The sequence below is a fragment of the Streptomyces spinoverrucosus genome (genome assembly GCF_015712165.1).
GTDB lineage: Bacteria > Actinomycetota > Actinomycetes > Streptomycetales > Streptomycetaceae > Streptomyces > Streptomyces spinoverrucosus_A.
The window spans coordinates 6,714,656-6,737,773 of the sequence record NZ_JADPZX010000001.1 but is presented as its reverse complement, the minus strand read 5'-3'; the positions used below and the strand labels follow the sequence as shown (position 1 = coordinate 6,737,773).

Annotated in this window: 27 protein-coding genes and 1 pseudogene; 5 read left to right on the top strand and 23 right to left on the bottom strand. The window is 72.2% G+C overall.

The annotated features are described in order from the left end of the window. Positions 1–12 precede the first annotated feature (12 nt). The 11 genes from lgt to hisI form a co-directional block, all read right to left on the bottom strand. Positions 13–981 (bottom strand): prolipoprotein diacylglyceryl transferase, encoded by a 969-nt coding sequence (lgt, locus tag I2W78_RS30600; RefSeq protein WP_196463477.1) that lies wholly within the window; start codon positions 979–981, stop codon positions 13–15. A gap of 81 nt (positions 982–1,062) precedes the next feature. Continuing rightward, positions 1,063–1,836 (bottom strand): DsbA family protein, encoded by a 774-nt coding sequence (locus I2W78_RS30595; protein WP_196463476.1) that lies wholly within the window; start codon positions 1,834–1,836, stop codon positions 1,063–1,065. 111 nt (positions 1,837–1,947) lie between these two features. Beyond that, positions 1,948–2,766 (bottom strand): tryptophan synthase subunit alpha, encoded by an 819-nt coding sequence (trpA, locus tag I2W78_RS30590; RefSeq protein WP_196463475.1) that lies wholly within the window; start codon positions 2,764–2,766, stop codon positions 1,948–1,950. Then, positions 2,763–4,046, bottom strand: coding sequence for a tryptophan synthase subunit beta (gene trpB / locus I2W78_RS30585; RefSeq protein WP_196463474.1), 1,284 nt, complete (start codon positions 4,044–4,046; stop codon positions 2,763–2,765). Before trpB ends, trpA begins: the two co-directional genes overlap by 4 nt. A gap of 203 nt (positions 4,047–4,249) precedes the next feature. Then, positions 4,250–4,423, bottom strand: a complete 174-nt coding sequence (gene trpM / locus I2W78_RS30580) for a tryptophan biosynthesis modulator TrpM (RefSeq protein ID WP_196463473.1) — start codon at positions 4,421–4,423, stop codon at positions 4,250–4,252. Positions 4,424–4,444: 21 nt separating this feature from the next. Continuing rightward, the gene (gene trpC, locus I2W78_RS30575) at positions 4,445–5,254 is read right to left on the bottom strand and encodes an indole-3-glycerol phosphate synthase TrpC (protein ID WP_196463472.1); all 810 of its coding nucleotides are present in this window, start codon (positions 5,252–5,254) and stop codon (positions 4,445–4,447) included. Between the two features lie 144 nt (positions 5,255–5,398). After that, a complete protein-coding gene (locus I2W78_RS30570; protein WP_196463471.1) occupies positions 5,399–5,824 on the bottom strand; it encodes a DUF2752 domain-containing protein in 426 nt (141 codons plus the stop codon). Positions 5,825–5,921: 97 nt separating this feature from the next. Next, on the bottom strand, positions 5,922–6,203 hold the full coding sequence (locus tag I2W78_RS30565) for an HGxxPAAW family protein (RefSeq protein WP_196463470.1): 282 nt from the start codon (positions 6,201–6,203) through the stop codon (positions 5,922–5,924). A 137-nt stretch (positions 6,204–6,340) separates the two neighbouring features. Beyond that, complete coding sequence (locus I2W78_RS30560; protein ID WP_196463469.1) at positions 6,341–6,991, bottom strand: TIGR02234 family membrane protein; 651 nt, start codon at positions 6,989–6,991, stop codon at positions 6,341–6,343. Positions 6,992–7,043: 52 nt separating this feature from the next. Continuing rightward, complete coding sequence (locus I2W78_RS30555; protein ID WP_196463468.1) at positions 7,044–8,522, bottom strand: anthranilate synthase component I; 1,479 nt, start codon at positions 8,520–8,522, stop codon at positions 7,044–7,046. 11 nt (positions 8,523–8,533) lie between these two features. Continuing rightward, on the bottom strand, positions 8,534–8,899 hold the full coding sequence (hisI, locus tag I2W78_RS30550; protein ID WP_196463467.1) for a phosphoribosyl-AMP cyclohydrolase: 366 nt from the start codon (positions 8,897–8,899) through the stop codon (positions 8,534–8,536). An 82-nt stretch (positions 8,900–8,981) separates the two neighbouring features. Between hisI and I2W78_RS30545 the strand changes: the two genes are divergently transcribed. Continuing rightward, positions 8,982–9,617, top strand: coding sequence for a TIGR03085 family metal-binding protein (locus I2W78_RS30545; RefSeq protein ID WP_196463466.1), 636 nt, complete (start codon positions 8,982–8,984; stop codon positions 9,615–9,617). Positions 9,618–9,634: 17 nt separating this feature from the next. On the opposite strand, the gene hisF is transcribed toward I2W78_RS30545, so the two are convergent. Genes hisF through hisD form a run of 8 tightly spaced genes read right to left on the bottom strand, consistent with a single transcriptional unit; the run spans position 9,635 to position 15,335 of the window. Continuing rightward, positions 9,635–10,390: an imidazole glycerol phosphate synthase subunit HisF gene (gene hisF / locus I2W78_RS30540; RefSeq protein WP_196463465.1), complete on the bottom strand. Its 756-nt coding sequence runs from the start codon at positions 10,388–10,390 to the stop codon at positions 9,635–9,637. Continuing rightward, positions 10,387–10,791 (bottom strand): RidA family protein, encoded by a 405-nt coding sequence (locus tag I2W78_RS30535; protein ID WP_196463464.1) that lies wholly within the window; start codon positions 10,789–10,791, stop codon positions 10,387–10,389. The genes hisF and I2W78_RS30535 overlap by 4 nt, the downstream gene beginning before the upstream one ends. Continuing rightward, positions 10,788–11,513, bottom strand: coding sequence for a bifunctional 1-(5-phosphoribosyl)-5-((5-phosphoribosylamino)methylideneamino)imidazole-4-carboxamide isomerase/phosphoribosylanthranilate isomerase PriA (gene priA, locus I2W78_RS30530; protein ID WP_196463463.1), 726 nt, complete (start codon positions 11,511–11,513; stop codon positions 10,788–10,790). Before priA ends, I2W78_RS30535 begins: the two co-directional genes overlap by 4 nt. A 4-nt stretch (positions 11,514–11,517) precedes the next feature. Then, positions 11,518–12,159, bottom strand: a complete 642-nt coding sequence (hisH, locus tag I2W78_RS30525; RefSeq protein WP_196463462.1) for an imidazole glycerol phosphate synthase subunit HisH — start codon at positions 12,157–12,159, stop codon at positions 11,518–11,520. Then, positions 12,156–12,320: a hypothetical protein gene (locus I2W78_RS30520; protein WP_167529542.1), complete on the bottom strand. Its 165-nt coding sequence runs from the start codon at positions 12,318–12,320 to the stop codon at positions 12,156–12,158. The genes hisH and I2W78_RS30520 overlap by 4 nt, the downstream gene beginning before the upstream one ends. After that, the gene (gene hisB / locus I2W78_RS30515) at positions 12,317–12,910 is read right to left on the bottom strand and encodes an imidazoleglycerol-phosphate dehydratase HisB (protein ID WP_196463461.1); all 594 of its coding nucleotides are present in this window, start codon (positions 12,908–12,910) and stop codon (positions 12,317–12,319) included. Before hisB ends, I2W78_RS30520 begins: the two co-directional genes overlap by 4 nt. Next, positions 12,907–14,013, bottom strand: coding sequence for a histidinol-phosphate transaminase (locus I2W78_RS30510; protein ID WP_196463460.1), 1,107 nt, complete (start codon positions 14,011–14,013; stop codon positions 12,907–12,909). The genes hisB and I2W78_RS30510 overlap by 4 nt, the downstream gene beginning before the upstream one ends. Further along, positions 14,010–15,335 carry a histidinol dehydrogenase gene (gene hisD / locus I2W78_RS30505; protein WP_196463459.1) on the bottom strand — a complete coding sequence of 442 codons (1,326 nt, stop codon included), beginning with the start codon at positions 15,333–15,335 and terminating at the stop codon, positions 14,010–14,012. The genes I2W78_RS30510 and hisD overlap by 4 nt, the downstream gene beginning before the upstream one ends. A gap of 185 nt (positions 15,336–15,520) precedes the next feature. Here hisD and I2W78_RS30500 point away from each other — a divergent pair, with 185 nt between their 5' ends. The 3 genes from I2W78_RS30500 to ybaK all read left to right on the top strand — a co-directional run bounded on the left by I2W78_RS30500 (position 15,521) and on the right by ybaK (position 18,439). After that, positions 15,521–17,101: an oxidoreductase gene (locus I2W78_RS30500; RefSeq protein WP_196463458.1), complete on the top strand. Its 1,581-nt coding sequence runs from the start codon at positions 15,521–15,523 to the stop codon at positions 17,099–17,101. A 63-nt stretch (positions 17,102–17,164) separates the two neighbouring features. Further along, the gene (locus tag I2W78_RS30495; RefSeq protein ID WP_196463457.1) at positions 17,165–17,905 is read left to right on the top strand and encodes an LON peptidase substrate-binding domain-containing protein; all 741 of its coding nucleotides are present in this window, start codon (positions 17,165–17,167) and stop codon (positions 17,903–17,905) included. 30 nt (positions 17,906–17,935) lie between these two features. Then, positions 17,936–18,439, top strand: a complete 504-nt coding sequence (gene ybaK, locus I2W78_RS30490; RefSeq protein WP_196463456.1) for a Cys-tRNA(Pro) deacylase — start codon at positions 17,936–17,938, stop codon at positions 18,437–18,439. A 348-nt stretch (positions 18,440–18,787) separates the two neighbouring features. On the opposite strand, the pseudogene I2W78_RS30485 reads toward ybaK, so the two are convergent. From I2W78_RS30485 to I2W78_RS30470, 4 genes and pseudogenes are all read right to left on the bottom strand, one after another. Continuing rightward, positions 18,788–19,446 (bottom strand): annotated as a pseudogene (locus tag I2W78_RS30485) (AAA family ATPase). A gap of 34 nt (positions 19,447–19,480) precedes the next feature. Further along, positions 19,481–20,302, bottom strand: a complete 822-nt coding sequence (locus I2W78_RS30480) for an ABC transporter permease (protein ID WP_196463455.1) — start codon at positions 20,300–20,302, stop codon at positions 19,481–19,483. 78 nt (positions 20,303–20,380) lie between these two features. Beyond that, positions 20,381–21,355 (bottom strand): ABC transporter ATP-binding protein, encoded by a 975-nt coding sequence (locus I2W78_RS30475; protein ID WP_196464783.1) that lies wholly within the window; start codon positions 21,353–21,355, stop codon positions 20,381–20,383. A gap of 138 nt (positions 21,356–21,493) precedes the next feature. Continuing rightward, positions 21,494–22,711, bottom strand: coding sequence for an NYN domain-containing protein (locus I2W78_RS30470; protein WP_196463454.1), 1,218 nt, complete (start codon positions 22,709–22,711; stop codon positions 21,494–21,496). Positions 22,712–22,946: 235 nt separating this feature from the next. On the opposite strand from I2W78_RS30470, the gene I2W78_RS30465 reads away from it, so the two are divergent. Further along, positions 22,947–23,111 (top strand): hypothetical protein, encoded by a 165-nt coding sequence (locus I2W78_RS30465; protein WP_167529541.1) that lies wholly within the window; start codon positions 22,947–22,949, stop codon positions 23,109–23,111. The last annotated feature ends 7 nt before the right edge of the window (positions 23,112–23,118 follow it).

Below are 23,118 nucleotides of genomic sequence, written 5' to 3'. Positions count from 1 at the left end.
TACGACCGACCGTCAGGTCTTCTTGGTCGCCGACCCCGCCTCGTCCTCGGCCACGTCGGTCTCGACGTCCGCACCGTCGGCGTCATCGGCAGCGTCGGCCTTGGACCCGGCCTCACCGTCGACGTCACCGGCACCGTCGGCCTTGGACCCGGCCTCACCGTCGGAGACGCCCGGCTCGACCACGGCCTCCCGCCCCGGCCGCTTCCTGGCGGACAGCACGATGTAGACCACGGCCAGCAGGAAGACCAGCAGCGCGGTCCAGTTGTTCAGCCGCAGGCCGAGGATGTGGTGGGCGTCGTCGACCCGCATGTACTCGATCCAGAACCGGCCCGCGCAGTACGAGGCGACGTACAGCGCGAACGCCCGGCCGTGGCCGAGGTTGAACCGCCGGTCGGCCCAGATCACCAGCAGCGCGACGCCGATGCACCACAGGGACTCGTACAGGAACGTCGGGTGGTAGTAGCCCGGCACGCGCCCGTCCGCCGTGGACGTGATGTGCAGCGCCCACGGCAGGTCGGTCTCCCGCCCGTACAGCTCCTGGTTGAACCAGTTGCCCCAGCGGCCGATCGCCTGCGCCAGCGCGATACCGGGCGCGACGGCGTCGGCGTACGCGGGCAGCGGGATGCCCCGCCGGCGGCAGCCGATCCACGCGCCGACCGCGCCCAGCGCGATCGCGCCCCAGATGCCGAGGCCGCCCTCCCAGATCTTGAAGGCGTCCACCCAGTTACGGCCCTCGCTGAAGTACAGCTCGTAGTCCGTGATCACGTGGTAGAGCCGGCCGCCGACCAGGCCGAACGGCACCGCCCAGACCGCGATGTCGGCCACAGTGCCGGACCGGCCACCGCGGGCGATCCAGCGCTTGTTGCCGTACCACACGGCCACGAAGACGCCGAGGATGATGCAGAACGCGTAACCGCGCAGCGGGATGGGGCCGAGGTACAGCACTCCGCGCGACGGGCTGGGGATGTAGGCAAGTTCCATGGCAAGGTCGACGCTACCGTGCCGGGCAGGCCCGTTGTCGGGCGGCCCGGCTACGGCTCCATAACGGGCCCGGCCCGCGGCTCACCCGCGCGCGGCCTCCTGCACCAGCTGCTTCAGCTTCGCGGGCGTCATCGTCCGGTCCTCGTAGATGTTCTTGCCGTTGAGCAGCACGGTCGGCGTGCCGGAGAAGCCGCCCCTGGCGAAGGCCTCGTTGGACTTGTCGACCCAGCTGTTGTGCGTGCCGTCCTCGACGCACTTGCGGAACGCGGGCGTGTCCAGGCCGTCGACCTTCCCGGCCAGCTCGATCAGCTTGCCGTTGTCCGCGAAGGCGTCGTCGGGCTCCGGCGGCTGGTTGTCGTAGAGCACGTCGTGGTACGGCGTGAACCTTCCCGCGTCCTGTGCACAGGCGGCGGCGTTGGCCGCGTTGCGGGAGCCGCTGCCGCGCGTCATGCCGTCGATGATCGTGGCCAGCCGGTACTCCACTCTCAGCTGGCCGGCGTCCGTCAGCTCGTGGATCGTCGAGCGGTAATCCTGCTCGAAGGACTGGCAGGCCGGGCAGCGGAAGTCCTCCCACACCGTGAGCGTCGACTTGGCGGTGTCCTTGCCGACCGGGATGGCGAGGTCGTCCTCGCCGTTGGCCCCCGAGGGCGCCACGACCGGGCCCGCGCTGTCGCCTTCGTCCTTGCCGGCGTTCGCGGCGATCACGCCGATCACCGCGGCCAGGCCCAGGACGCCCACGACCGCCGCGCTCACGATCAGCGCCCGTCGGCGCTTCTCCGCGGCCTTCTGCTTCTCACGCTCGACCGCCAGCCGCTCCCGGGCGGTGCGCTTTCCGTCACGGTTCTTCTCGCTCACACCCCGCAGAACGAACCGGGGAGGCGCACCGCGCCTCCCCGGTCCCAGGTCCACCCGTACGAGGGACCCGTATGACTTCCCGCTTTGCACCCGTATGTATTGCGGGCCCGCCTACGCCTGTCCGCGCACGCCCTTCGCCAGCTCACCCGCGAGCGCGCGGACCGCCTCGACGCCGGCCGCGTCGTCCGGCGCGTCCAGCATCCGCTTGACGAAGGCCGAGCCGACGATCACGCCGTCGGCGAAGCCGGCCACCTCGGCGGCCTGCGCCGCGTTGGAGACGCCGAGCCCGACGCAGACCGGCAGGTCGGTGCCGGTGGCCCGGGTCCGCTGGACCAGGTCCTGGGCCTGCGCGCCGACCGACTCGCGGGTGCCCGTGACGCCCATCAGCGAGGCGGCGTACACGAAACCGCTGCCCGCCGCGGTGATCTGCGCGAGCCGCTCGTCCTTGCTGCTCGGCGCCACCACGAAGACCGTCGCCAGGCCGTGCTTCTCGGCGTGCTCCCGCCACAGCGCCGACTCCTGGACGGGCAGGTCGGGCAGGATGCAGCCGGCGCCGCCCGCTTCCGCGAGCTCGGCGGTGAAGCGCTCGACGCCGTAGCGGTCGATGGGGTTCCAGTAGGTCATGACGAGGATCGGCTTGCCGGTGGCCTCGTGCGCCTCGCGGACGGTGCGCATGACGTCCGCGATCTTCACGCCGCCGCGCAGGGCGATGTCGTCGGCGGTCTGGATGACCGGGCCGTCCAGGACGGGGTCGCTGTGCGGCAGCCCGACCTCCACGACGTCGGCGCCGCCGTCGAGGACGGCCTTGATCGCCTCGATGCCGCCGTCCACGGTCGGGAACCCGGCCGGGAGGTAGGCGATGAGGGCGGAACGTCCCTCGGACCTCGTCGCGGCGAGGGTGTCGCTCAGCAGCTGAATGTTCCCGCTCACTTGGCGTCCCCCTCGATCTCGGCGGTGCCGGACGCGTCCTTGGCGACCTCGGCGTCGGTGTCGTACAGGTCGAAGTAGCGGGCGGCGGTGTCCATGTCCTTGTCGCCGCGGCCGGACAGGTTGACCACGATCAGCCCGTCCTTGCCCAGCTCCCGCCCGACCTCCAGCGCCCCGGCGAGGGCGTGGGCGCTCTCGATGGCCGGGATGATTCCCTCGGTCCGCGACAGCAGCCGCAGGGCCTGCATCGCGGCGTCGTCGGTGATGGCGCGGTACTCACCGCGGCCGGTGTCCTTGAGGTAGGAGTGCTCGGGGCCGATGCCGGGGTAGTCGAGTCCCGCCGAGATCGAGTACGGCTCGGTGATCTGGCCTTCCTCGTCCTGGAGGACGTACGACCGCGAACCGTGCAGGATGCCGGGCTCGCCGGCGGTCAGGGTGGCCGCGTGCTCACCGGTCTCCACACCGTGCCCGGCGGGCTCGCAGCCGATGAGGCGTACGTCGGCGTCCGGGATGAAGGCGTGGAACAGGCCGATGGCGTTGGAGCCGCCGCCGACGCAGGCGATGGCGGCGTCGGGGAGGCGGCCGGCGCGCTCCAGGAGCTGGCGGCGCGCCTCGACGCCGATCACGCGGTGGAAGTCGCGGACCATGGCCGGGAAGGGGTGCGGGCCCGCGACGGTGCCGAAGAGGTAGTGGGTGTGGTCGACGTTGGCGACCCAGTCGCGGAAGGCCTCGTTGATGGCGTCCTTCAGCGTGCGGCTGCCGGACTTCACGGCGATGACCTCGGCGCCGAGCATGCGCATCCGGGCCACGTTCAGGGCCTGGCGCCGGGTGTCGATCTCGCCCATGTAGATCGTGCAGTCCAGGCCGAAGAGCGCGCAGGCGGTGGCCGTGGCGACGCCGTGCTGGCCGGCGCCGGTCTCGGCGATCACGCGGGTCTTGCCCATGCGCTTGGTGAGCAGGGCCTGGCCGAGCACGTTGTTGATCTTGTGAGAGCCGGTGTGGTTGAGGTCCTCGCGCTTGAGGAACACCCGGGCGCCACCGGCGTGTTCGGCGAACCGGGGCACCTCGGTGAGGGCGCTCGGGCGGCCGGTGTAGTTGACGAGCAGGTCGTCGAGTTCGCGGGCGAACTCGGGGTCGTGCTTGGCCTTGTCGTACTCGACGGCGACCTCGTCGACGGCAGCGACGAGGGCCTCCGGGATGAACTTGCCGCCGAACGCCCCGAAGTAGCCTTCGGGGCTGGGGACCTGACCCTCCGGGTCGGGGATGAAGAAGTTGCTGGGCATGCTTGAGCCTCACGGTGAGTGTGTGGAATGACACTAATCGCCGTGGGGGCGGGGCTGGTCGTACGGCCTCAGATCGTCCGTGGCTTGTCGCGCAGTTCCCCGCACCCCTTTGAGGGCTGGGGTTGTCGGTCGGCTGCGAGCCGTGCGTCGCTGGTCGCGCCCGCGCGGCGGTAGCCGCACGTCGAACAGAGCCCCGCGCCCCTCTAGGTCGGCTGCTGCCATCGCATGCCGTTGACCTGCCCAGGCTCGTCGCCGATCACATACCGGACCCGGCGGCCGTGCACCCGGCGGGCGGGGGCGCGGCAGCCTCGGGGCCTGCAGCCGCGCGCGAGGCGGGCGTACGGGTCCCTGGTCGCCAGGGTGATCGTCGAAGTCATCGCCGCTCAGCCTACCGGGGGTCAGCCCCGGCCGTGCCGCAGAGCGGGATGTGCGCCCGCCGCCACCAGGTCGGACACCGCCGTCTTGGGGTCCTTGCCGGTGACGAGGGACTCGCCGACCAGGACCGCGTCGGCGCCCGCGTTGGCGTAGGCGATGAGGTCGTGCGGGCCGCGGATGCCGGACTCGGCGACCTTGACGATGCCCTCCGGGACCTCCGGGGCGACCCGCTCGAAGGTTCCGCGGTCGACCTCAAGCGTCTTGAGGTTGCGCGCGTTGACGCCGATGAGCTTGGCGCCCGCGTCGACCGCGCGGTCGACCTCGTCCTCGTCGTGCACCTCGACGAGCGGGGTGAGCCCGATGGACACCGCCCGCTCGATCAGGGACTCCAGGGCCGGCTGGTCGAGGGCCGCGACGATCAGCAGCGCGAGGTCGGCGCCGTACGCCCGGGCCTCCCACAGCTGGTACGAGGTGACGATGAAGTCCTTGCGCAGTACGGGGATGTCCACGCGCGCGCGGACCGCCTCCAGGTCGGCGAGGGAGCCGCCGAAGCGGCGCTGTTCGGTGAGGACGGAGATGACGGCCGCGCCGCCCGCCTCGTAGTCCGCGGCGAGGCCGGCCGGGTCGGCGATCGCGGCCAGGGCGCCCTTGGAGGGGCTGGACCGCTTGACCTCGCAGATGACCTGCACGCCTTCGCCGCGCAGGGCGGCCAGTCCGTCCTTGGCGGCGGGGGCCTTCGCCGCGCGCTCCTTGAGCTCGTCGAGGCTCACGCGCGCCTGCCGCTCCGCGAGGTCGGCACGGACTCCGTCGATGATCTCGTCGAGCACACTCACGCGAGTGGCCCCCTTCCAGACGGTTGACTGTTAAAGCGGCATTCCCAGAAGAAAACCGGTGGTCACTGCGATGGTATCCGGAGCGGGGCGAAGGCCTCGCATCCGGTTGACGCCGGTCCCACTACCTGGACATCCGCCAGTTGATCAAGGGTGGAGCCAGCCACCGAAGGGCAGGTTCCGGACAACGGTGAAGAGCAGCAGCAACGCGCCCGCCGTCCACAGGTGGACGGACCGCAGGTCGAGGCGGAGCGGTCGGCCGCGGGCCGCGCGGACCACCCAGACGGTCCAGAGCACGGCGAAGAGCAGATAGCCGACGACGGCGATCGCGTTGGCGTGCAGCGCCGCCGGGAGGTCGCCGTGCACGACGGCGTGGGCGCTGCGCAGGCCGCCGCAGCCGGGGCAGTACAGGCCGGTGAAGCGCAGTAGCGGGCAGACGGGGTAGTGGCCGGGTTCGTTGGGGTCCACGGCGCCCACGTAGGCGAAGGCGGCGGCGACGGCCGCGAGGATGCCGACGGGGGCGGCCAGCCGTCGTGTGGGGGTGCTGCGGCTGTCGGCGCTCATGCCCCGCATTGTGCCCGGCCCGGGTGCGGACGCGCGCGAGGGGCGGCCCGGCGTCGCACCGGGCCGCCCCTCGACGAGGTCGCGGCGGAAGGCCGTACGGGTTGGATCAGCTCTCGGCGGCGACCGGCTCGCGCGTGGTCACGGTCCGCGTGGGCTGCGGCGCGGAGGACGTCATCTTGAGGGGGTGCGCCTTGGGCGCGCCCAGGCCCATCGCGCGCATGATGCCGCCGACGACACCGCCCGCGACCACGATCGCCATGCCGCCCCAGAAGCCGAGCGGGTTGTCCATCACCATGAAGGCGCCCGCGACGCAGAAACCGATGAAGATGATGATGACACCGGTCCAGGCGGCGGGGGTGTGACCGTGCCCGTGGCTGCTGTCCGCCATTGCTTGCTCCTCGTTGCCGTATGCGTGGGTGAGCCTGACGCTCGTCGTTCATTGTCCCGTACGCGCGCGTGTGTCATGCGCGGGGGGCTGCTCCCGGGTGCGTCTGTTTCGCCACACCAGGGCCAGTGGTCCAGTGCCTACGCCGGGCCGGTGCCCGTCGGGTCCTCGCCGCGGTCCAGGGCCTTCCAGAGGTCCTCGGGCCGGTCGGGGTCGACGGACGGGGCGCTGCGGCGTGCGCGGGGGGCGCCGCCTCGCTCGTAGCGGCCGGACATCGCGGGCCACAGGCGGCCGTAGCGCAGGGCGAGCAGTCCGGCGAGCAGGATGAGGGCGCCGCCCACGGCCGCGGCGTACGGCCACGCGGTGTGGGTGAGGGCGTCCACGGTGGCGGAGGTGTCACCGGAGGCCTGGGCGGCCTTCTCGTCGAGCGCGGAGCTGTCGGAGGCGCCGAACAGGGCGGCGGCGACGGTGCCGGCGCCGCACAGCGCGAGCAGCCCGGCCACCGCGAGGCGGCCGGCCCGGCGGACGGCGAAGACGGCGACGAGCGCGGCCAGGCCCACTATGGCGAGCGCGGCGGGGACGCCGGTGACGTCACTGCCGTTGGCGGTCAGCGGGAAGGCGCCGCCGGCCACCGTCGCGGTGCCCTCCGACCACTGCTGACGGGTGGCCAGCAACGCCACGGCCGCGCCGAGCGCACCGCACAGCAGGGCCAGGGCAAGACTCCGCCGACCGGCACGCGCGGGTCCGGAACCTTGGGAACGGGGGTGAGGAACAGCAGTCACGTACTCCACTATCGCCTGCCCCCGGCCCGAACCGTCACCCGGGGTTCACGTGAGAAGCGCCCTATTGTGCGAGCCGGTTCGCCGTGTGGATCGCGCGGAGGACCGCCGCCGCCTTGTTGCGGCACTCCGTGTCCTCGGCGAGCGGGTCGGAGTCGGCGACGATGCCCGCGCCCGCCTGGACGTACGCCGTGCCGTCGCGCAGCAGGGCCGTGCGGATGGCGATGGCGGTGTCGGAGTCGCCCGCGAAGTCGAGGTAGCCGACGCAGCCGCCGTACAGGCCGCGCCGGGACGGCTCCAGTTCGTCGATGATCTGCATCGCGCGCGGCTTGGGCGCGCCGGAGAGGGTGCCCGCCGGGAAGCAGGCCGTCAGCACGTCGAAGGCGGTGCGGCCCGCCGCGACCCGGCCGGTCACGGTCGAGACGATGTGCATCACGTGCGAGTACCGCTCGATGGACATGAAGTCGACGACCTCCACCGAGCCGGGCTCGCAGACCCGGCCGAGGTCGTTGCGGCCCAGGTCGACCAGCATCAGGTGCTCGGCGCGCTCCTTGGGGTCGGCGAGCAGCTCCTCGGCCAGGGCCTGGTCGTCCTGCGGGGTGGCGCCCCGGGGGCGGGTGCCGGCGATGGGGTGGACCATGGCTTGCCCGTCCTCGACCTTGACCAGCGCCTCGGGCGAGGAGCCGACGACGTCGAAGCCGTCGAAGCGGAGCAGGTACATGTACGGCGAGGGATTGGTCGCCCGCAGCACCCGGTAGACGTCCAGCGCGCTCGCCGTGCAGGGCGTCTCGAACCGCTGCGAGGGCACGACCTGGAAGGCCTCGCCGGCCCGGATGCGTTCCTTGATGTCCTCGACGGCCTCCTGGAAGTCGGGGCCGCCCCACAGCGCGCTGTACTCGGGCAGCTCGGAGGGCGGCAGCACGGCCGGCGGCTGGGCCACCGCGCGCGTGAGGTCGGCCTCCATGGCGTCGAGACGGGCCACGGCGTCGGCGTAGGCCTCGTCGACGCCGGTGTCGAGGTCGTTGTGGTTGATCGCGTTGGCGATCAGCAGGACGGAACCCTCCCAGTGGTCCATGACCGCCAGGTCGCTGGTCAGCAGCATGGTCAGCTCGGGCAGCCGCAGGTCGTCCCGGTCGCCGGGGCCGATCTTCTCCAGGCGGCGGACGATGTCGTACCCGAGGTAGCCGACCATGCCGCCGGTGAAGGGCGGCATGCCCTCCTGGTGGGGCGTGTGCAGGGCCTCGACGGTGGCGCGCAGGGCGGCCAGCGGGTCACCCTCGACGGGCACGCCCACGGGGGGCTCGCCCAGCCAGTGCACGTGGCCGTCCCGCTCGGTGAGCGTGGCGGCGCTGCGGACGCCCACGAACGAGTAGCGGGACCAGGAGCGGCCGTTCTCCGCGGACTCCAGCAGGAAGGTGCCGGGGCGCTCGGCGGCGAGCTTGCGGTAGAGCCCGACCGGGGTGTCGCCGTCGGCCAGGAGCTTGCGGGTGACGGGGATGACGCGGCGGTCGGTGGCCAGCTTGCGGAACGTCTCGAGGTCCATGGCGGCCGACCCTACTGACCCAGCGGCAGGACGTCGGAATCGAAGCAGGTGCGCGCGCCCGTGTGGCAGGCGGCACCCACCTGGTCGACCTTGACGAGCACGGTGTCGGCGTCGCAGTCCAGGGCCACGGACTTCACGTACTGGACGTGTCCCGAGGTGTCGCCCTTGACCCAGTACTCCCGGCGGCTGCGCGACCAGTACGTGCAGCGGCCGGTGGTCAGCGTGCGGTGCAGCGCCTCGTCGTCCATCCAGCCCAACATGAGCACCTCACCGGTGTCGTACTGCTGGGCGATGGCGGGCAGGAGCCCGTCGGCGCTGCGCTTGAGGCGCGTGGCGATCTCGGGGTCGAGGCTGCTGGGCGGCGGCGTACTGGTCATGGGGCCATTGTGCCGCGCCGCACCGACAGTCCCGGGGCGCTGTCCACTGTGCGGTACGGATACCCGGTCGTAGGCTGACTCCATGTCGACCTTTGCCAAGCGTGAACGGCTTCTGCTCGCCGACCTCTTGGAGACCGCCGGTCCGAACGCCTCCACCCTGTGCGAGGGCTGGCTGACCCGTGACCTGGCCGCGCACGTGGTGGTGCGCGAACGCCGCCCGGACGCCGCCGGCGGCATACTGATCAAGCAGCTCGCGCCACGCCTGGAGAAGGTGATGGAGGAGTACACGGACAAGCCGTACGAGGAGCTGATCCAGCTCATCCGCACCGGCCCGCCGCGCTTCTCACCCTTCCAGCTCAAGCAGATCGACGAGATGTCGAACACGATCGAGTTCTACGTCCACACCGAGGACGTCCGCCGCGCCCAGCCCGACTGGACGACCCGCGAGCTCGACCCGGTCTTCCAGGACGCCCTGTGGTCCCGGCTGGAGCGCACCGCCCGCCTGATGGGCCGCGGCGTTCCGACGGGCCTGGTGCTGCGCCGCCCCGACGGCCAGACGGCGGTCGCCCACCGCGGCACCCCGGTGGTCACGGTGACGGGTGAGCCGTCGGAGCTGCTGCTGTTCGTCTACGGCCGGCAGAGCGCCGCCAAGGTGGACGTGGACGGCGACGCGGACGCCATCGCCCGGCTGGAGGAGGCCAAGCAGCTCGGCATCTGAGGCGGTGGCGGCCTACGTCACCGTACGAGGTGACCCGCCGCCCGCAGCGTCTCCTTCACCTCGCCGATGCGCAGATCGCCGAAGTGGAACACCGAGGCCGCGAGGACGGCGTCCGCGCCGGCCGCGATGGCCGGCGGGAAGTCGGCCAGCTTGCCCGCGCCGCCGGAGGCGATCACCGGCACGGTGACGTGCTTGCGGACTGCGGAGATCATCTCCAGGTCGTAGCCGTCCTTGGTGCCGTCCGCGTCCATCGAGTTGAGCAGGATCTCACCGGCGCCCAGCTCGGCGGCCCGGTGCGCCCACTCGACGGCGTCGATGCCGGTGCCCTTGCGGCCGCCGTGCGTGGTCACCTCGAAGCTTCCCGAAGGGGTCCGGCGGGCGTCCACGGACAGCACCAGCACCTGCCGGCCGAACCGCTCCGCGATCTCCCGGATCAGCTCCGGACGCGCGATCGCGGCCGTGTTGACGCCCACCTTGTCGGCGCCCGCCCGCAGCAGCCGGTCCACGTCCTCGGCGGTGCGCACACCCCCGCCGACCGTGAGCGGGATGAACACCTGCTCGGCGGTGCGGCGCACCACGTCGTACGTCGTCTCCCGGTTGCCGGAGGACGCGGTGATGTCCAGGAACGTCAGCTCGTCGGCGCCCTCGGCGTCGTACACCTTCGCCATCTCGACGGGGTCGCCCGCGTCGCGCAGGTTCTGGAAATTGACACCCTTGACGACCCGGCCGTTGTCGACGTCCAGGCAGGGGATGACTCGGACCGCCAGGGTCATGAGTTCACGGCTCCTCTGAATGCTTCCACTTCCACTGAGACCAGGATCCTCGGGTCGACGAAGCCCTCCACGACCAGCAGGGTCGTCACGGGCCGCACGGAGTCGAACAGCTCCTTGTGGGCCCGCCCCACCTCGTCGACGTCCCGCAGATGAGCGAGATACATCCGGGTCCTGATCACGGACCCGACACCGAGCCCGAACTCGCCGATCGCCTCGATCGCGCTGGTGAAGGCCACCTTGGCCTGCTCGTACGGGTCGCCCTCCCCGTACAGCACCGTGCCCTTGAAGGACGTCGTGCCCGCCACCAGGACGCGGTCGCCCGCCGCGACGGCGCCTGCCGAACCGAAGGACTCCTCCCAGGGACTTCCGCTCTGCACCCGCCGTACGGCATCGGACGTCATGACGACACTGCCTCCAAGGCCTCTTCCAGGGTGAACGCCTTCGCGTACAGGGCCTTCCCGACGATCGCGCCCTCGACACCGAGCGGCACGAGCTCGGCGATGGCCCGCAGGTCGGCCAGCGAGGACACGCCGCCGGAGGCCACGACCGGGCGGTCCGTCGCCGCGCAGACGTTCTTCAGCAGCTGAAGGTTCGGGCCCTGCAGCGTGCCGTCCTTGGCGATGTCGGTCACGACGTAGCGCGCGCAGCCCTCCTTGTTGAGGCGCTCCAGCGTCTCGTAGAGGTCGCCGCCGTCGCGGGTCCAGCCACGGCCGCGCAGGGTCGTGCCGCGTACGTCGAGACCGACCGCGATCTTGTCGCCGTGCTCGGCGATGACCCTGGCGACCCACTCGGGGGTCTCCAGGGCGGCCGTGCCGAGGTTGACGCGGGTGCAGCCGGTGGCGAGGGCGGCGGCGAGGGTGTCGTCGTCGCGGATACCGCCGGACAGCTCCACCTTGATGTCCATCGCCTCGGTCACCTCGGCGATCAGCGCGCGGTTGTCGCCGGTGCCGAAGGCGGCGTCCAGGTCGACCAGGTGCAGCCACTCGGCGCCCGCCCGCTGCCAGGCGAGGGCGGCCTCCAGGGGGGAGCCGTAGGAGGTCTCCGTGCCGGACTCGCCGTGCACGAGGCGGACCGCCTGGCCGTCACGGACGTCGACGGCGGGGAGGAGTTCGAGCTTGGCCATGTCTCTACAGGGTTCCGATCCAGTTGGTGAGCAGCTGCGCGCCGGCGTCGCCGGACTTCTCGGGGTGGAACTGCGTGGCCCACAGGGCGCCGTTCTCCACGGCGGCCACGAAGGGCTTGCCGTGCGTCGACCAGGTCACCTTGGGGGCGGTCATCGCCGGGTTGAGCGTCTGAAGGTTCCAGTCGTGGACGGCGTAGGAGTGCACGAAGTAGAAGCGCGCGTCCGCGTCCAGGCCGGCGAACAGCTCCGAGTCGGGCGGCGCGTCCACGGTGTTCCAGCCCATGTGGGGCACGATGTCGGCCTGCAGCGGCTCGACCGCGCCGGGCCACTCGTCGAGGCCCTCGGTCTCGACGCCGTGCTCGATGCCCCGGGCGAAGAGGATCTGCATGCCGACGCAGATGCCCATCACGGGGCGCCCGCCGGCCAGCCGCCGGTCGACGATCCAGTCGCCGCGCGCCTCCTTCAGACCCGTCATGCAGGCGGCGAAGGCGCCCACGCCGGGCACCAGCAGGCCGTCCGCGTTCATGGCCTTGTCGAAGTCGCGCGTTATCTCGACGTCGGCACCCACGCGCGCGAGGGCGCGTTCGGCCGACCTCACATTGCCGAAGCCGTAGTCGAAGACCACGACGCTCTTCGAGTTGCTCAATTCCACACCTCCAGCCGTAGCACGCCCGCGACCAGACACATCGCGGCGCCGATGGAGAGCAGCACGATCAGGCCCTTCGGCATTTTCTGCTTGACGAAGGAGATGATCCCGCCGACCAGGAAGAGGCCGACGACGATCAGCAGGGTCGAGGTGCCGTTCACAGCGCGCCCTTCGTCGACGGGAGGATGCCGGCCGCGCGCGGGTCGCGCTCGGAGGCGTACCGCAGCGCCCGCGCCAGCGCCTTGAACTGGCACTCCACGATGTGGTGGGCGTTGCGCCCGTACGGCACGTGCACGTGCAGCGCGATCTGCGCCTGGGCGACGAACGACTCCAGGATGTGCCGGGTCATCGTCGTGTCGTACTCGCCGATCATCGGCGCCATCTTCTCGGGCTCGGTGTGCACGAGGTACGGACGGCCGCTCAGATCCACCGTCACCTGGGCCAGGGACTCGTCCAGCGGGACCGTGCAGTTGCCGAATCGATAAATCCCCACCTTGTCGCCCAGCGCCTGCTTGAAGGCCGCGCCGAGCGCGAGGGCGGTGTCCTCGATGGTGTGGTGCGAGTCGATGTGCAGATCACCCTCGGTCTTCACGGTCAGGTCGAACAGACCGTGCCGGCCGAGCTGGTCGAGCATGTGGTCGTAGAAACCGACCCCTGTCGACACATCGACCTTGCCGGTGCCGTCGAGGTCGATCTCGACGAGGACCGACGTCTCCTTCGTGACCCGTTCCACGCGTCCTACGCGGCTCATGCGCTCTGCTCCTTCTTCAACTCACGGACCGCGTCCAGGAACGCGTCGTTTTCAGCCGGCGTCCCGGCGGTGACCCGCAGCCACCCCGGTACGCCGTTGTCCCGGACCAGGACGCCCCGGTCGAGGATCTTCCGCCAGGCCTCGTGGGCGTCCGGGAACCGCCCGAACTGCACGAAGTTCGCGTCGGACTCCGTGACCGCGTAGCCGATCGCGCGCAGTTCGGCGACCAGCCGGTCCCGCTCGGCCTTCAGCTGCTCGACGTACCCGAGCAGCGTGTCGGTGTGCTCCAGGGCGGCCAGGGCGGTCGCCTGGGTGACGGCCGACAGGTGGTACGGCAGCCGTACGAGCTGCACGGCGTCGACGACGGCCGGGTCCGCGGCGAGATAGCCGAGGCGCAGGCCGGCCGCGCCGAAGGCCTTGGACATGGTCCGGGAGATCACCAGATGCGGACGGCCCGCCAGCAGCGGCAGCAGCGAGTCGCCGTGGCTGAACTCGATGTACGCCTCGTCGACCACGACCATCGACGGCTTCGCCGCCTGCGCGGCCTCGTACAGGGCCACCACCGTCTCGCGGGAGACCGCGTTGCCGGTGGGGTTGTTGGGGGTGGTGATGAAGACGACGTCGGGCCGGTGCTCGGCGATCGCCTGCTCGGCGGCGGTGAGGTCGATGGTGAAGTCCGCACGCCGGGGACCGGAGATCCAGCCGGTGCCCGTCCCGCGCGCGATGAGGCCGTGCATCGAGTACGACGGCTCGAAGCCGATGGCCGTACGGCCCGGTCCGCCGAACGTCTGGAGCAGCTGCTGGATGACCTCGTTGGAGCCGTTGGCCGCCCAGACGTTGGCGAGGCCGACCTCGTGGCCGGAGGTCTTCGTCAGGTACTCGGCGAGCTTGGTGCGCAGCTCGACCGCGTCGCGGTCCGGGTAGCGGTTGAGGTTCCGGGCCGCCTCACGCACCCGCTCGGCGATCCGTTCGACCAGCGGCTCGGGCAGCGGGTACGGGTTCTCGTTGGTGTTCAGCCGTACGGGCACGTCCAACTGGGGCGCGCCGTAGGGGGACTTGCCGCGCAGCTCGTCCCGTACGGGGAGATCGTCGATGCCAGTCACTTGCCTTCAGGAACCTTCCAACCGAACCGTGCCTTGATCGCCGCGCCGTGCGCCGGGAGGTCCTCCGCCTCCGCCAGCGTCACGACGTGATGCGCGACCTCGGCCAGCGCGTCCTTCGTGTAGTCGACGATGTGGATTCCGCGCAGGAAGGACTGCACGGACAGGCCCGAGGAGTGGCAGGCGCAGCCGCCGGTGGGCAGGACGTGGTTGGACCCGGCCGCGTAGTCGCCCAGCGAGACCGGCGCCCAGGGGCCGATGAAGATGGCGCCCGCGTTGCGCACCCGGTCGGCGACCTGAGCCGCCTGGGCCGTCTGGATCTCCAGGTGCTCGGCGCCGTACGCGTCGACCACCCGCAGGCCCTCGTCGACGCCGTCGACCAGCACGATCGCGGACTGCTTGCCCTTGAGCGCCGGGACGATCCGGTCGTCGATGTGCTTGGTCGCCGCGACCTGCGGCTCCAGCTCCTTCTCCACCGCGTCCGCCAGCTCGGGAGAGTCGGTGACGAGCACGGCCGCCGCCAGCGGGTCGTGCTCGGCCTGGCTGATCAGGTCGGAGGCGACGTGCACCGGGTCGGCGGTGGAGTCGGCGAGGATCGCGATCTCGGTCGGGCCGGCCTCGGCGTCGATGCCGATCTTGCCGGTGAAGTAGCGCTTGGCGGCGGCGACCCAGATGTTGCCGGGGCCGGTGACCATGTTGGCGGGCGGGCAGGACTCGGTGCCGTACGCGAACATCGCCACGGCCGTCGCGCCGCCGGCGGCGTAAACCTCGTCGACGCCGAGCAGGGCGCACGCGGCAAGGATCGTCGGGTGCGGCAGCCCGTTGAACTCGGCCTGCGCCGGAGAGGCGAGCGCGATCGACTCGACGCCGGCCTCCTGCGCGGGCACGACGTTCATGACCACGGACGACGGGTAGACCGAGCGGCCGCCCGGCGCGTACAGGCCGACGCGCTCGACCGGCACCCACTTCTCGGTGACCGAACCGCCGGGCACGACCTGGGTCGTGTGTGTCGTACGGCGCTGCTCGCGGTGGACGAGCCGGGCACGCCGGATGGACTCCTCCAGGGCGGCGCGCACGGCCGGGTCGAGCTCCTGAAGCGCGCGGGTGAGCGCAGCGGGCGGCACCCGCACCTGGTCGAGCTTGACGCCGTCGAACTTCTCGGCGAAGTCGATCAGCGCCGCGTCGCCCCGATGATGCACGGCTTCGCAGATCGGGCGCACCTTCTCGAGGGCAGCCTGAACGTCGAACTCGGCTCGGGGCAGCAGGTCGCGCAGGGCGGGGCCCTCCGGGAGGGCGTCGCCGCGCAGATCGATTCGGGAGATCACGCACCCAATTCTCGCAGACCCGGACGGGGCGCCGTTCGCGCGTATCAGTGGCTGATACGAGACCCCGCTCACGCCCCGCACCGGCACCCTGAAGATCAGCTGCACGTTGAGCGTTCGGGGCGTCACTCAGCGGGCATGAACGGCAGTACGAAACCGCTGAGCAGCCGGGGAGGGGAGAGCACACCGTGACCGACGGGGCCGGCATCCGGGACGGGGACCTGCCGGACGATCTGACCGCCGCCGAGGCCGGCATGTGGCAGGCCTTCCGCAACGGCAGCGAGTACGACCTGAGCAGCGGGGACACGCTCGTCGACGATCCGCACGGCGGGCATCCGTGGGGGCCCGAGCGGACCGTGCGGGCGCGCATCGTGTGCTGGCTGCTCCTGGACGGCCCGCCCGCGCTCGCGGGCCGGGTGTCCGCGCTGAAGCTGACCGGCGTGCAGGTCAGCGGCAGCCTGGACCTCGCGGGCGGCGCGGTGGTGCCGTACGTCGAGCTGCGCGGCTGCCGCTTCGAGCAGGAGGTCCTGATGCCGGAGGCCCAGTTCAGGACGGTGCGGCTGGTGAACTGCTCGGTGCCGCGGCTGGAGGCGGCCCGGGTGCACATCGAGGGCGATCTGCATCTGCCGCGCTGCCGCTTCCACAACGGCATCCGGTTGACCGACGCCCACATCGGTACGGACCTGCTGCTCAACCAGGCCGTCGTGTACCGGGACCACACCGGCCGCTCGATCGCCGGGGACGGCATGACCGTCGGCCAGGACCTCCAGGCGGAGATGCTGGAGTCGCACGGCGAGCTGAGCCTGCGCAGCGCGAACGTGGGCGTCTCGCTGAGCCTGCGCGGCGCCCGGCTGCGCAACCCGTACACCCGGCTCGCGCTGAACGCCCCGCAGCTGACCGTCGAGCGCACGCTGTACCTGACCCCGGCGGGCGTCGGCGGCCCGCAGCTCGCCGGGCGCACCCCCGCGCGCGGGACGCGGATCCAGCAGTTCGAGTGCCAGGGCGGGGTGCGGCTGGACGACGGCCGGTTCGGGGACGCCGTCGACCTGGAGCGCGCCCGGTTCACCCTCACCGACGACCAGGAGCTGTCGCTGCGCCGGGTGCAGGTGCCCGAGCTGCGCTTCCTCGGGGAGCGGCCGCAGCGCGGCAAGGTGGTGCTGTCCGGCGCGCGGATCGTCAACCTGGTCGACCGGGCGAGCAGCTGGCCCGGCCCCGGCAATCTGCACATGCCGGGCTTCGCCTACGAGAACCTGGTGCCGCAGGGGCCGTTCCCGCTGGCGGAGCGGCTGGAGTGGGTGGCCGCGGCGACCGCCGAGTACCACCCGGAGCCGTACGAGCGGCTCGCCGCCGTGCTGCGGGCGGGCGGGGAGGACGAGGACGCGCGCGAGGTGCTGCTCGCCAAGCAGCGCCGCCGCCGGGAGACCCTGCCGCCGGCCGGGAAGTTCTGGGGGTACGCGCAGGACCTGACGGTGGCCTACGGGTACCGGCCGGGGCGGGCCGCGGTGTGGATGGCGGTGCTGTGGGCGGCCGGCTCGCTGGCCTTCGCCTGCGCCGGGCGGCCCCGGACGGGGGGCAGCGCCGGTGCGCCGCCGTGGAACCCGGCGCTGTTCGCCCTCGATCTGCTGCTGCCGGTGATCGATCTTGGCCAGGTGGGTGTCTGGCATCTGGACGGCGGCTGGCAGTGGCTCGCCGCCGCGCTGGTCCTGCTCGGCTGGATCCTCGCCACGACGGTCGCGGCGGGGGCGACACGGCTGCTGCGGCGCAACTGAGTGGGGCTCCGGGGAGGGGCGGGGCGGACGGGCAGGGTCCGGCGACCATTAGGCTCTTGCGTCGTGACCACCGTCCGGCTGCCGCTCTTCCCCCTGAACACGGTGCTGTTCCCGGGGCTCGTGCTCCCGTTGAACATCTTCGAGGAGCGCTACCGCGCCATGATGCGCACGCTCCTGAAGACCCCCGAGGACGAACCGCGCCGCTTCGCCGTCGTGGCGATCCGCGACGGCCACGAGGTCGCGCCGAGCGCGCCCGGTATGCCCGACCCGACGGCGGTGCCCGAGCGGGGGGCGGCGGCCGGGTTCGGCGCCGACCCGGCCAAGGCGTTCCACGGTGTGGGCTGTGTGGCCGACGCGGCGACGATCCGGGAGCGGGCCGACGGCACGTTCGAGGTGCTGGCGACCGGGACGACCCGGGTGCGGCTGCTGTCGGTGGACACGTCGGGGCCGTTCCTCACGGCCGAGCTGGAGGAGTTGGCGGAGGAGCCGGGCGACGAGGCGGGGGCGCTGGCCGAGGGGGTGCTGCGGGCGTTCCGGCAGTACCAGAAGCGGCTGGCGGGAGCGCGGGAGCGGTCGCTGTCGACGGGCGGGGACCTGCCGGACGAGCCGTCGGTGGTGTCGTATCTGGTGGCCGCCGCGATGATGCTGGACATCCCGACGAAGCAGCGCCTGCTGCAGGCGCCCGACACGGCGTCCCGCCTGCGCGACGAGCTGAAACTCCTTCGCTCCGAGACGGCCATCATCCGTACGCTGCCGTCACTGCCGGCGTCGGATCTGACGCGCGCGCCGACGAGCCTGAACTGACCCGATGAACTGAGCTGGGGAACAGCCCGGATGGCAAAGAAGCCGAAGAAGAACCAGCAGTCCGGCGGCACGCCCGCGACGGTGGCGCTGACGGCGGCGGGCGTGGACTTCACGGTCCACTCCTACGACCACGACCCGTCCCACCCCTCCTACGGCGAGGAGGCGGCGGAGGCGATGGGCGTCTCACCGGAGCGCGTCTTCAAGACCCTGGTCGCGGACGTCGACGGCACCCTGACGGTGGCGGTGGTCCCGGTGGCGGGCACGCTCGACCTGAAGGCCCTGGCGTCGGCGGTGGGCGGCAAGAAGGCGACGATGGCGGACCCGGCCCTCGCCGAACGCACCACGGGCTACGTCCGGGGCGGCATCTCGCCCCTGGGCCAGCGCAAGCGACTCCCCACGGTCCTGGACGCCTCGGCCTCCGCGCACGCCACGATCTGCGTCTCGGCGGGCCGCCGTGGCCTGGAGGTGGAGCTGTCCCCCGACGACCTGACCAAGCTGACCGAGGCGACCCTGGCCCCCATCGGCCGCGCGTGACCTCTCGACGGCGTGCCCTTTCTCGGTTAATGAGAAAGGGCATGTCGAAGAAAACCCGGAAACGCAAATGGCGCATACGAAAACGCCGAGCGAACCATGGCCGACGCCCGTCGTAGTCGGCTGGGTCGGCCGTAGTCAGCTGGGCCGACCGTAATCATCCGGCTGGTCCGCGGTAGTCATCCGGCTGGTCCGTGGTAGTCACCGGGCTGATCAGCTGCCCGCGGCTGCTCCGCAGCGAGCGCAGCTGCGGGCAGTCGTGCCGCTGGGGCGGCACGGGTGGGCGCAGCGGCACCCGTCGCGCCGGGCTGCGCAACGCCCCCCCGCACGGACGCCGGACGCCTCAGACAGCTACCGAACCTCTCCGTGCGGCCCGTACCCCACCGGCTCCGGATCCCGAGGCCCGAACAACGCCGTAAGCCCCAGATGCACCAGCACCCCGAGAACGACCAGGCCAGCAACGCCCCCTTCGCCGCCAACTTCATCGGCGCCGAGAACGTCACCCCCTTCCCCACATCCTTCGCGTGCGCCAGCACATCCTGCGCGGGCCCGAGCCACACCCCCACCCGCCAGGCGAGCAACGACCCCAGCAGCCCCCCGACCCCCAGCGCGACCACGAGGGGCACACCCCCACGCCGTCGCGCCAGAAACACCAGCACCGCGCTCACCACACCGAACGCCAGCGCAAGCAGGGTGAACGTTCCGTCGACCCCGACCGACTGCTCCCCCTCGGTGTCCGCGGAGTAGACGACCCACACACCGTCCATCACGTCACCGACCAGCGGCACACTCGGCGCCAGCCAGTTCCACAGCACCCCGAGCAGCGCCCCACCCAGCGCCAGAGCCACCGCGATCACGGCGGCCTCCCGCACCTCGGTCCTCATCCCTGGCCCATCCACGGCGTGATGATGCGCGCCCGTCCCGGGCCCCGCCCCGGCCCCGGCCGGGGGCCACGCCCTGTGCGAGGACTGTTCATGCGGCGGCGGAGGCGGCGTCAACGGTGCTGTCACCCTGACATCGTGCCAGGCCCGTCCGTGGGACGCGTCACCGGACGGCGGCCCGACGGTACGCCCAGGTGGCGACGGCCAGCGAGATCACCCCGACCCCGGCGCACACGGCGAGGTCCCCGAACACCCGCGCCCAGTCGGGCTGCGCCGAGAAGGTCCGCGCGAACGCCTCCACCCCGTACGTCGACGGCAGCAGATCCCGGGCCAGCCGCACGATCTCCGGCATCCGCTCCGGCGGCAGCACCCCCAGCAGCAGCGCCGCGGACATCCCCAGCTGCCCCAGCAGCGTGGCCAGCTCCGGCCGCGGCGCGAGCAGCCCGCAGGCCGCCCCGAGCCCGGCCAGCGCGGCCCCGGCGAGCGGAATCACCGCCAGCAGGATCCACAGGTTGGCCAGCGGCAACCCGAACAGCACGCACCCGAAGACGGCGGTCACCAGCGTCCCCGGCACGGTGAAGGACGCGTACGCCCCGGCGGCGCCCAGCACCACCGCGGCCGGCGGCACCGGCAGCGTGGCGTAGTGGTCGAGCCCGCCGCTGGCCCTCAGCTGGCCGAAGTACTGGGCGAGCAGGTTCAGCGCCACGAACGCGACGACCACGACCGACGACCCGGCGACCACGGACTGCGCCTCGCCCCCGCCGTCCACCACGCCCCGCATCATGATCATGATGCCGACGGACTGGAAGGTCGCCACGAACAGCAGCGGAATCCGCGCCACCCGCGCCCGGGACAGCTGCGCCCGGTACACCGCCGCCAGCGACGGCCACAGCCGCGCGGGCGGCGCGAGCTCGGCCGCGTCCCGGGCCGCTCCGTCGGCGGCCAGGACACTGCCCGGCAGCACTTCTGCGGGTACGACACTCACGTCGCGCTGTTCCCCTTCCCCGGTTTCACTCCGGCGCTCCCCCGTTCCGTACGGATGTCACGGCTGGACGACTCAAGCTCACGCCCTGACCAGCCCCTGCCGCGCCGCCCCGCCCAGCGCCATGTACACGTCCTCCAGGCTCGGAGTGGTCAGCGTGAAGTCGTCCAGCGCGGCGAACGCGGCCCCGCCGGTGACCGTGGAGACGACCGCGCGGGCCTCCTCCGGCGCCAGCCGCAGCGTCCAGCGCCGCCCGGACTCCACGACCCGGTCCCGCAGCGCGGCCACCTCGGGCACGTCCAGCGGCGCCCGCTCCCGCCACACCAGGTCGACCCGCACCTCACCGGCGACCTGCTCCTTCAGCCCGGAGGGCGTGTCGCAGGCGATCACGCGCCCCTGGTCCAGGACGGCGACCCGGTCGAGCACGGTCTCGGCCTCGATGACGTTGTGGGTGACCAGCACGACGGTCGTGCCGCGCTCGGAGCGCCGCCGGTCCACGGCGGCCCACACGGCCCGCCGCGCCACGGGGTCCATCGCGGCGGTCGGCTCGTCCAGCACGAGCAGCGGCCGCTCCCCCACCAGCGCGGCGGCGACGCAGGCCAGCCGCCGCTGCCCACCGGACAGCTTCTTCAGCGGCCGCCCGGCGATCTCGCCGAGCCCCAGCTCCTCCAGTACGGCGTCCCGCTCGTCCCGCGCGTGCCGCGCGTCCAGGCCGCGCAGCCGCCCGGTGGTCTCGGCGGCGAGGGCCACCGTCAGTTCGTCGAGGGCGGTGGACTCCTGCCCGAGGTAGGCGAGGATCCGCGAGGCCCGCTCCGGGTGGCGCACGATGTCGTGGCCGAGGATCTCGACGCTCCCGCTGTCGGGCCGCATCAGCCCGGTCAGCTGCCTCACGAGGGTGGACTTGCCGGCCCCGTTCGGCCCGAGCAGCCCGAAGATCTCACCCCGGCGCACATCCAGCCGTACGTCGTCGGTGGCCCGGACCTCGGGTGTGCCGGGCGCCCCGCGCCGGGCCCGTACCGCCGGATAGGTCTTGGTCAGCCCGCGCACCGCACACACGACCTCGCCACTGTCATGGATGGCCTGTGCCGCGCGCGTACTCACAAGGGACGAGACTACGGGGTCGGCCACCCCGGCTCGCCCTTGGGGCCGTGTCCGAGGAGCATCGGGTCGGGGAAACGCGCCGCGCGCGCAGCCTCACTGCTCCCCGGCAGGAGCCGGTTCGGCCGCCGTCCGCACGTCGATCTCCCGCCAGAACCCGGCCCGGATCGCGTACCGGTCGTGCTCGTCGATCTGGTCGTCCTTGTGGGCGAGCAGCCCGAAGCGGGCGGCGTACCGCAGCAGCTCCCCGTCGATCCGGTGCGGGACGCGGGGGTACATCCCGGACAGCTTCTGCAGGTGGCTCTGGTCACCGAGCCGCGACATCCACCGCCGCGCGAACACCTGTCCGACCTCGTACGGGTCTCCGCCGACGGTCGTGATGTCCTCCTCCCGGTCGGCCCACCGCTGCTCCGCCGTGGTGAGCTGCGCCAGCGTCGGCATCGAGGCGACCTCGGGCGGCTCCGCGGCGACGCCGGGCCGGTCCACCCAGCCCTTGTCGGAGGACCAGCGCAGGGTCGCGGTGGTGGGCTGCGTGGCCTGTGGGCCGTGCGCCCGGAGCGCGGCGAGGTCCTTGGGCGTCGGCACGCCCTTCGGCGCCGGCACCCGCTCCTCGGCGCCGTTCTGCGCGGCGACGGGCGCTGCCCGCGGCGGCTGCTCGGCGGCCCGCTCGGCGGCGGGGGCGAGCGTGGAGTCGGGCAGCGGCGCGGACAGGATCGCGGCGATCTCCGGGCGCGGCGCGGGCGGCGGCGCGCAGATCCCGCCCAGCTCCTTGGCGCGTACGGCCTTGGTGATCCACGTCCGGTCGAGCACGCGCCGCTCGTCGGCCTCGGCGACCAGGTCCTCGGACTGGTTGTAGTCCCCGTCGGCGGCCTGCACCGCCCACAGGTGTACGGCGACCCCGTGCTCCTTGGCGGCCATCATGCCCGGCAGCAGATCGCCGTCACCGGTCACCAGGACGATGTCGGAGCAGGCGCGGTTGCGGGCCAGCTCGGTGAGCTCGGCGTGCATCGCGGCGTCGACGCCCTTCTGGTTCCAGCGGCCGTCGCTGCGGGTGAGCGCGCCGAGCCGGACCGTGACCCGGGGCATCACACGCAGCCTGCGGTGCTCGGGCTGCGGGACACGGTCGGGGGCGCCGTCGAACCAGTAGATGCGCAGCAGCGGCCGTTCCGTGTCGGACTCGGCGCGTTCACGCAGCCCCTGGATCAGGGCGGTGTGGTCCACGGTGATGCGGGACCGCGAAGGCTCCCCGGCGAGGAGACTGGCGGCGGCCCCCAGCAGATACCCGGCGTCCACCAGGACGACGCAGCGGTCCACGCGACTCACCCTCTTCCCGGGAGGTTTGCTTCGGGCTTCCTTCGAGTCTGCCCGACCGCGCGGGGGTTAACGGCCGGAACTCGATCTTCGGCGTGGCGTTTGTGGGATTCGCGCGCCCTTCGCACTCCGACAAGCCCTGTCACGGACGGTAATTGTCCGACATGCATCCGTTGTCAGCCTATGTGAATCTGGTCCCGGCCCTGGCCCCTAGATCCCCCACAGGAGGCAGATCACCATGGCCAAGAACAAGAACCGTGACCGTAAGCAGCAGCAGACCAGCCGCGCGCAGCAGCAGCCGGAGCAGTCGTCGGCGGAGCCGATGTCGGAGCAGCACGCCGCGCAGCCTTCGCCCATAGACGTGGCCCGCAAGGGCCGGCAGAAGCGCTTCGGCCACAACTGACATCACC

Coding starts and splice junctions, on each gene's coding strand:
- lgt (WP_196463477.1), bottom strand. CDS start 981: ATGGAACTTGCCTACATCCCCAGCCCGTCGCGCGGAGTGCTGTACCTC.
- trpB (WP_196463474.1), bottom strand. CDS start 4,046: ATGCCCAGCAACTTCTTCATCCCCGACCCGGAGGGTCAGGTCCCCAGC.
- trpM (WP_196463473.1), bottom strand. CDS start 4,423: ATGACTTCGACGATCACCCTGGCGACCAGGGACCCGTACGCCCGCCTC.
- I2W78_RS30570 (WP_196463471.1), bottom strand. CDS start 5,824: ATGCGGGGCATGAGCGCCGACAGCCGCAGCACCCCCACACGACGGCTG.
- I2W78_RS30565 (WP_196463470.1), bottom strand. CDS start 6,203: ATGGCGGACAGCAGCCACGGGCACGGTCACACCCCCGCCGCCTGGACC.
- I2W78_RS30555 (WP_196463468.1), bottom strand. CDS start 8,522: ATGGACCTCGAGACGTTCCGCAAGCTGGCCACCGACCGCCGCGTCATC.
- hisI (WP_196463467.1), bottom strand. CDS start 8,899: ATGACCAGTACGCCGCCGCCCAGCAGCCTCGACCCCGAGATCGCCACG.
- I2W78_RS30545 (WP_196463466.1), top strand. CDS start 8,982: ATGTCGACCTTTGCCAAGCGTGAACGGCTTCTGCTCGCCGACCTCTTG.
- hisF (WP_196463465.1), bottom strand. CDS start 10,390: ATGACCCTGGCGGTCCGAGTCATCCCCTGCCTGGACGTCGACAACGGC.
- I2W78_RS30535 (WP_196463464.1), bottom strand. CDS start 10,791: ATGACGTCCGATGCCGTACGGCGGGTGCAGAGCGGAAGTCCCTGGGAG.
- priA (WP_196463463.1), bottom strand. CDS start 11,513: ATGGCCAAGCTCGAACTCCTCCCCGCCGTCGACGTCCGTGACGGCCAG.
- hisB (WP_196463461.1), bottom strand. CDS start 12,910: ATGAGCCGCGTAGGACGCGTGGAACGGGTCACGAAGGAGACGTCGGTC.
- ybaK (WP_196463456.1), top strand. CDS start 17,936: ATGGCAAAGAAGCCGAAGAAGAACCAGCAGTCCGGCGGCACGCCCGCG.
- I2W78_RS30465 (WP_167529541.1), top strand. CDS start 22,947: ATGGCCAAGAACAAGAACCGTGACCGTAAGCAGCAGCAGACCAGCCGC.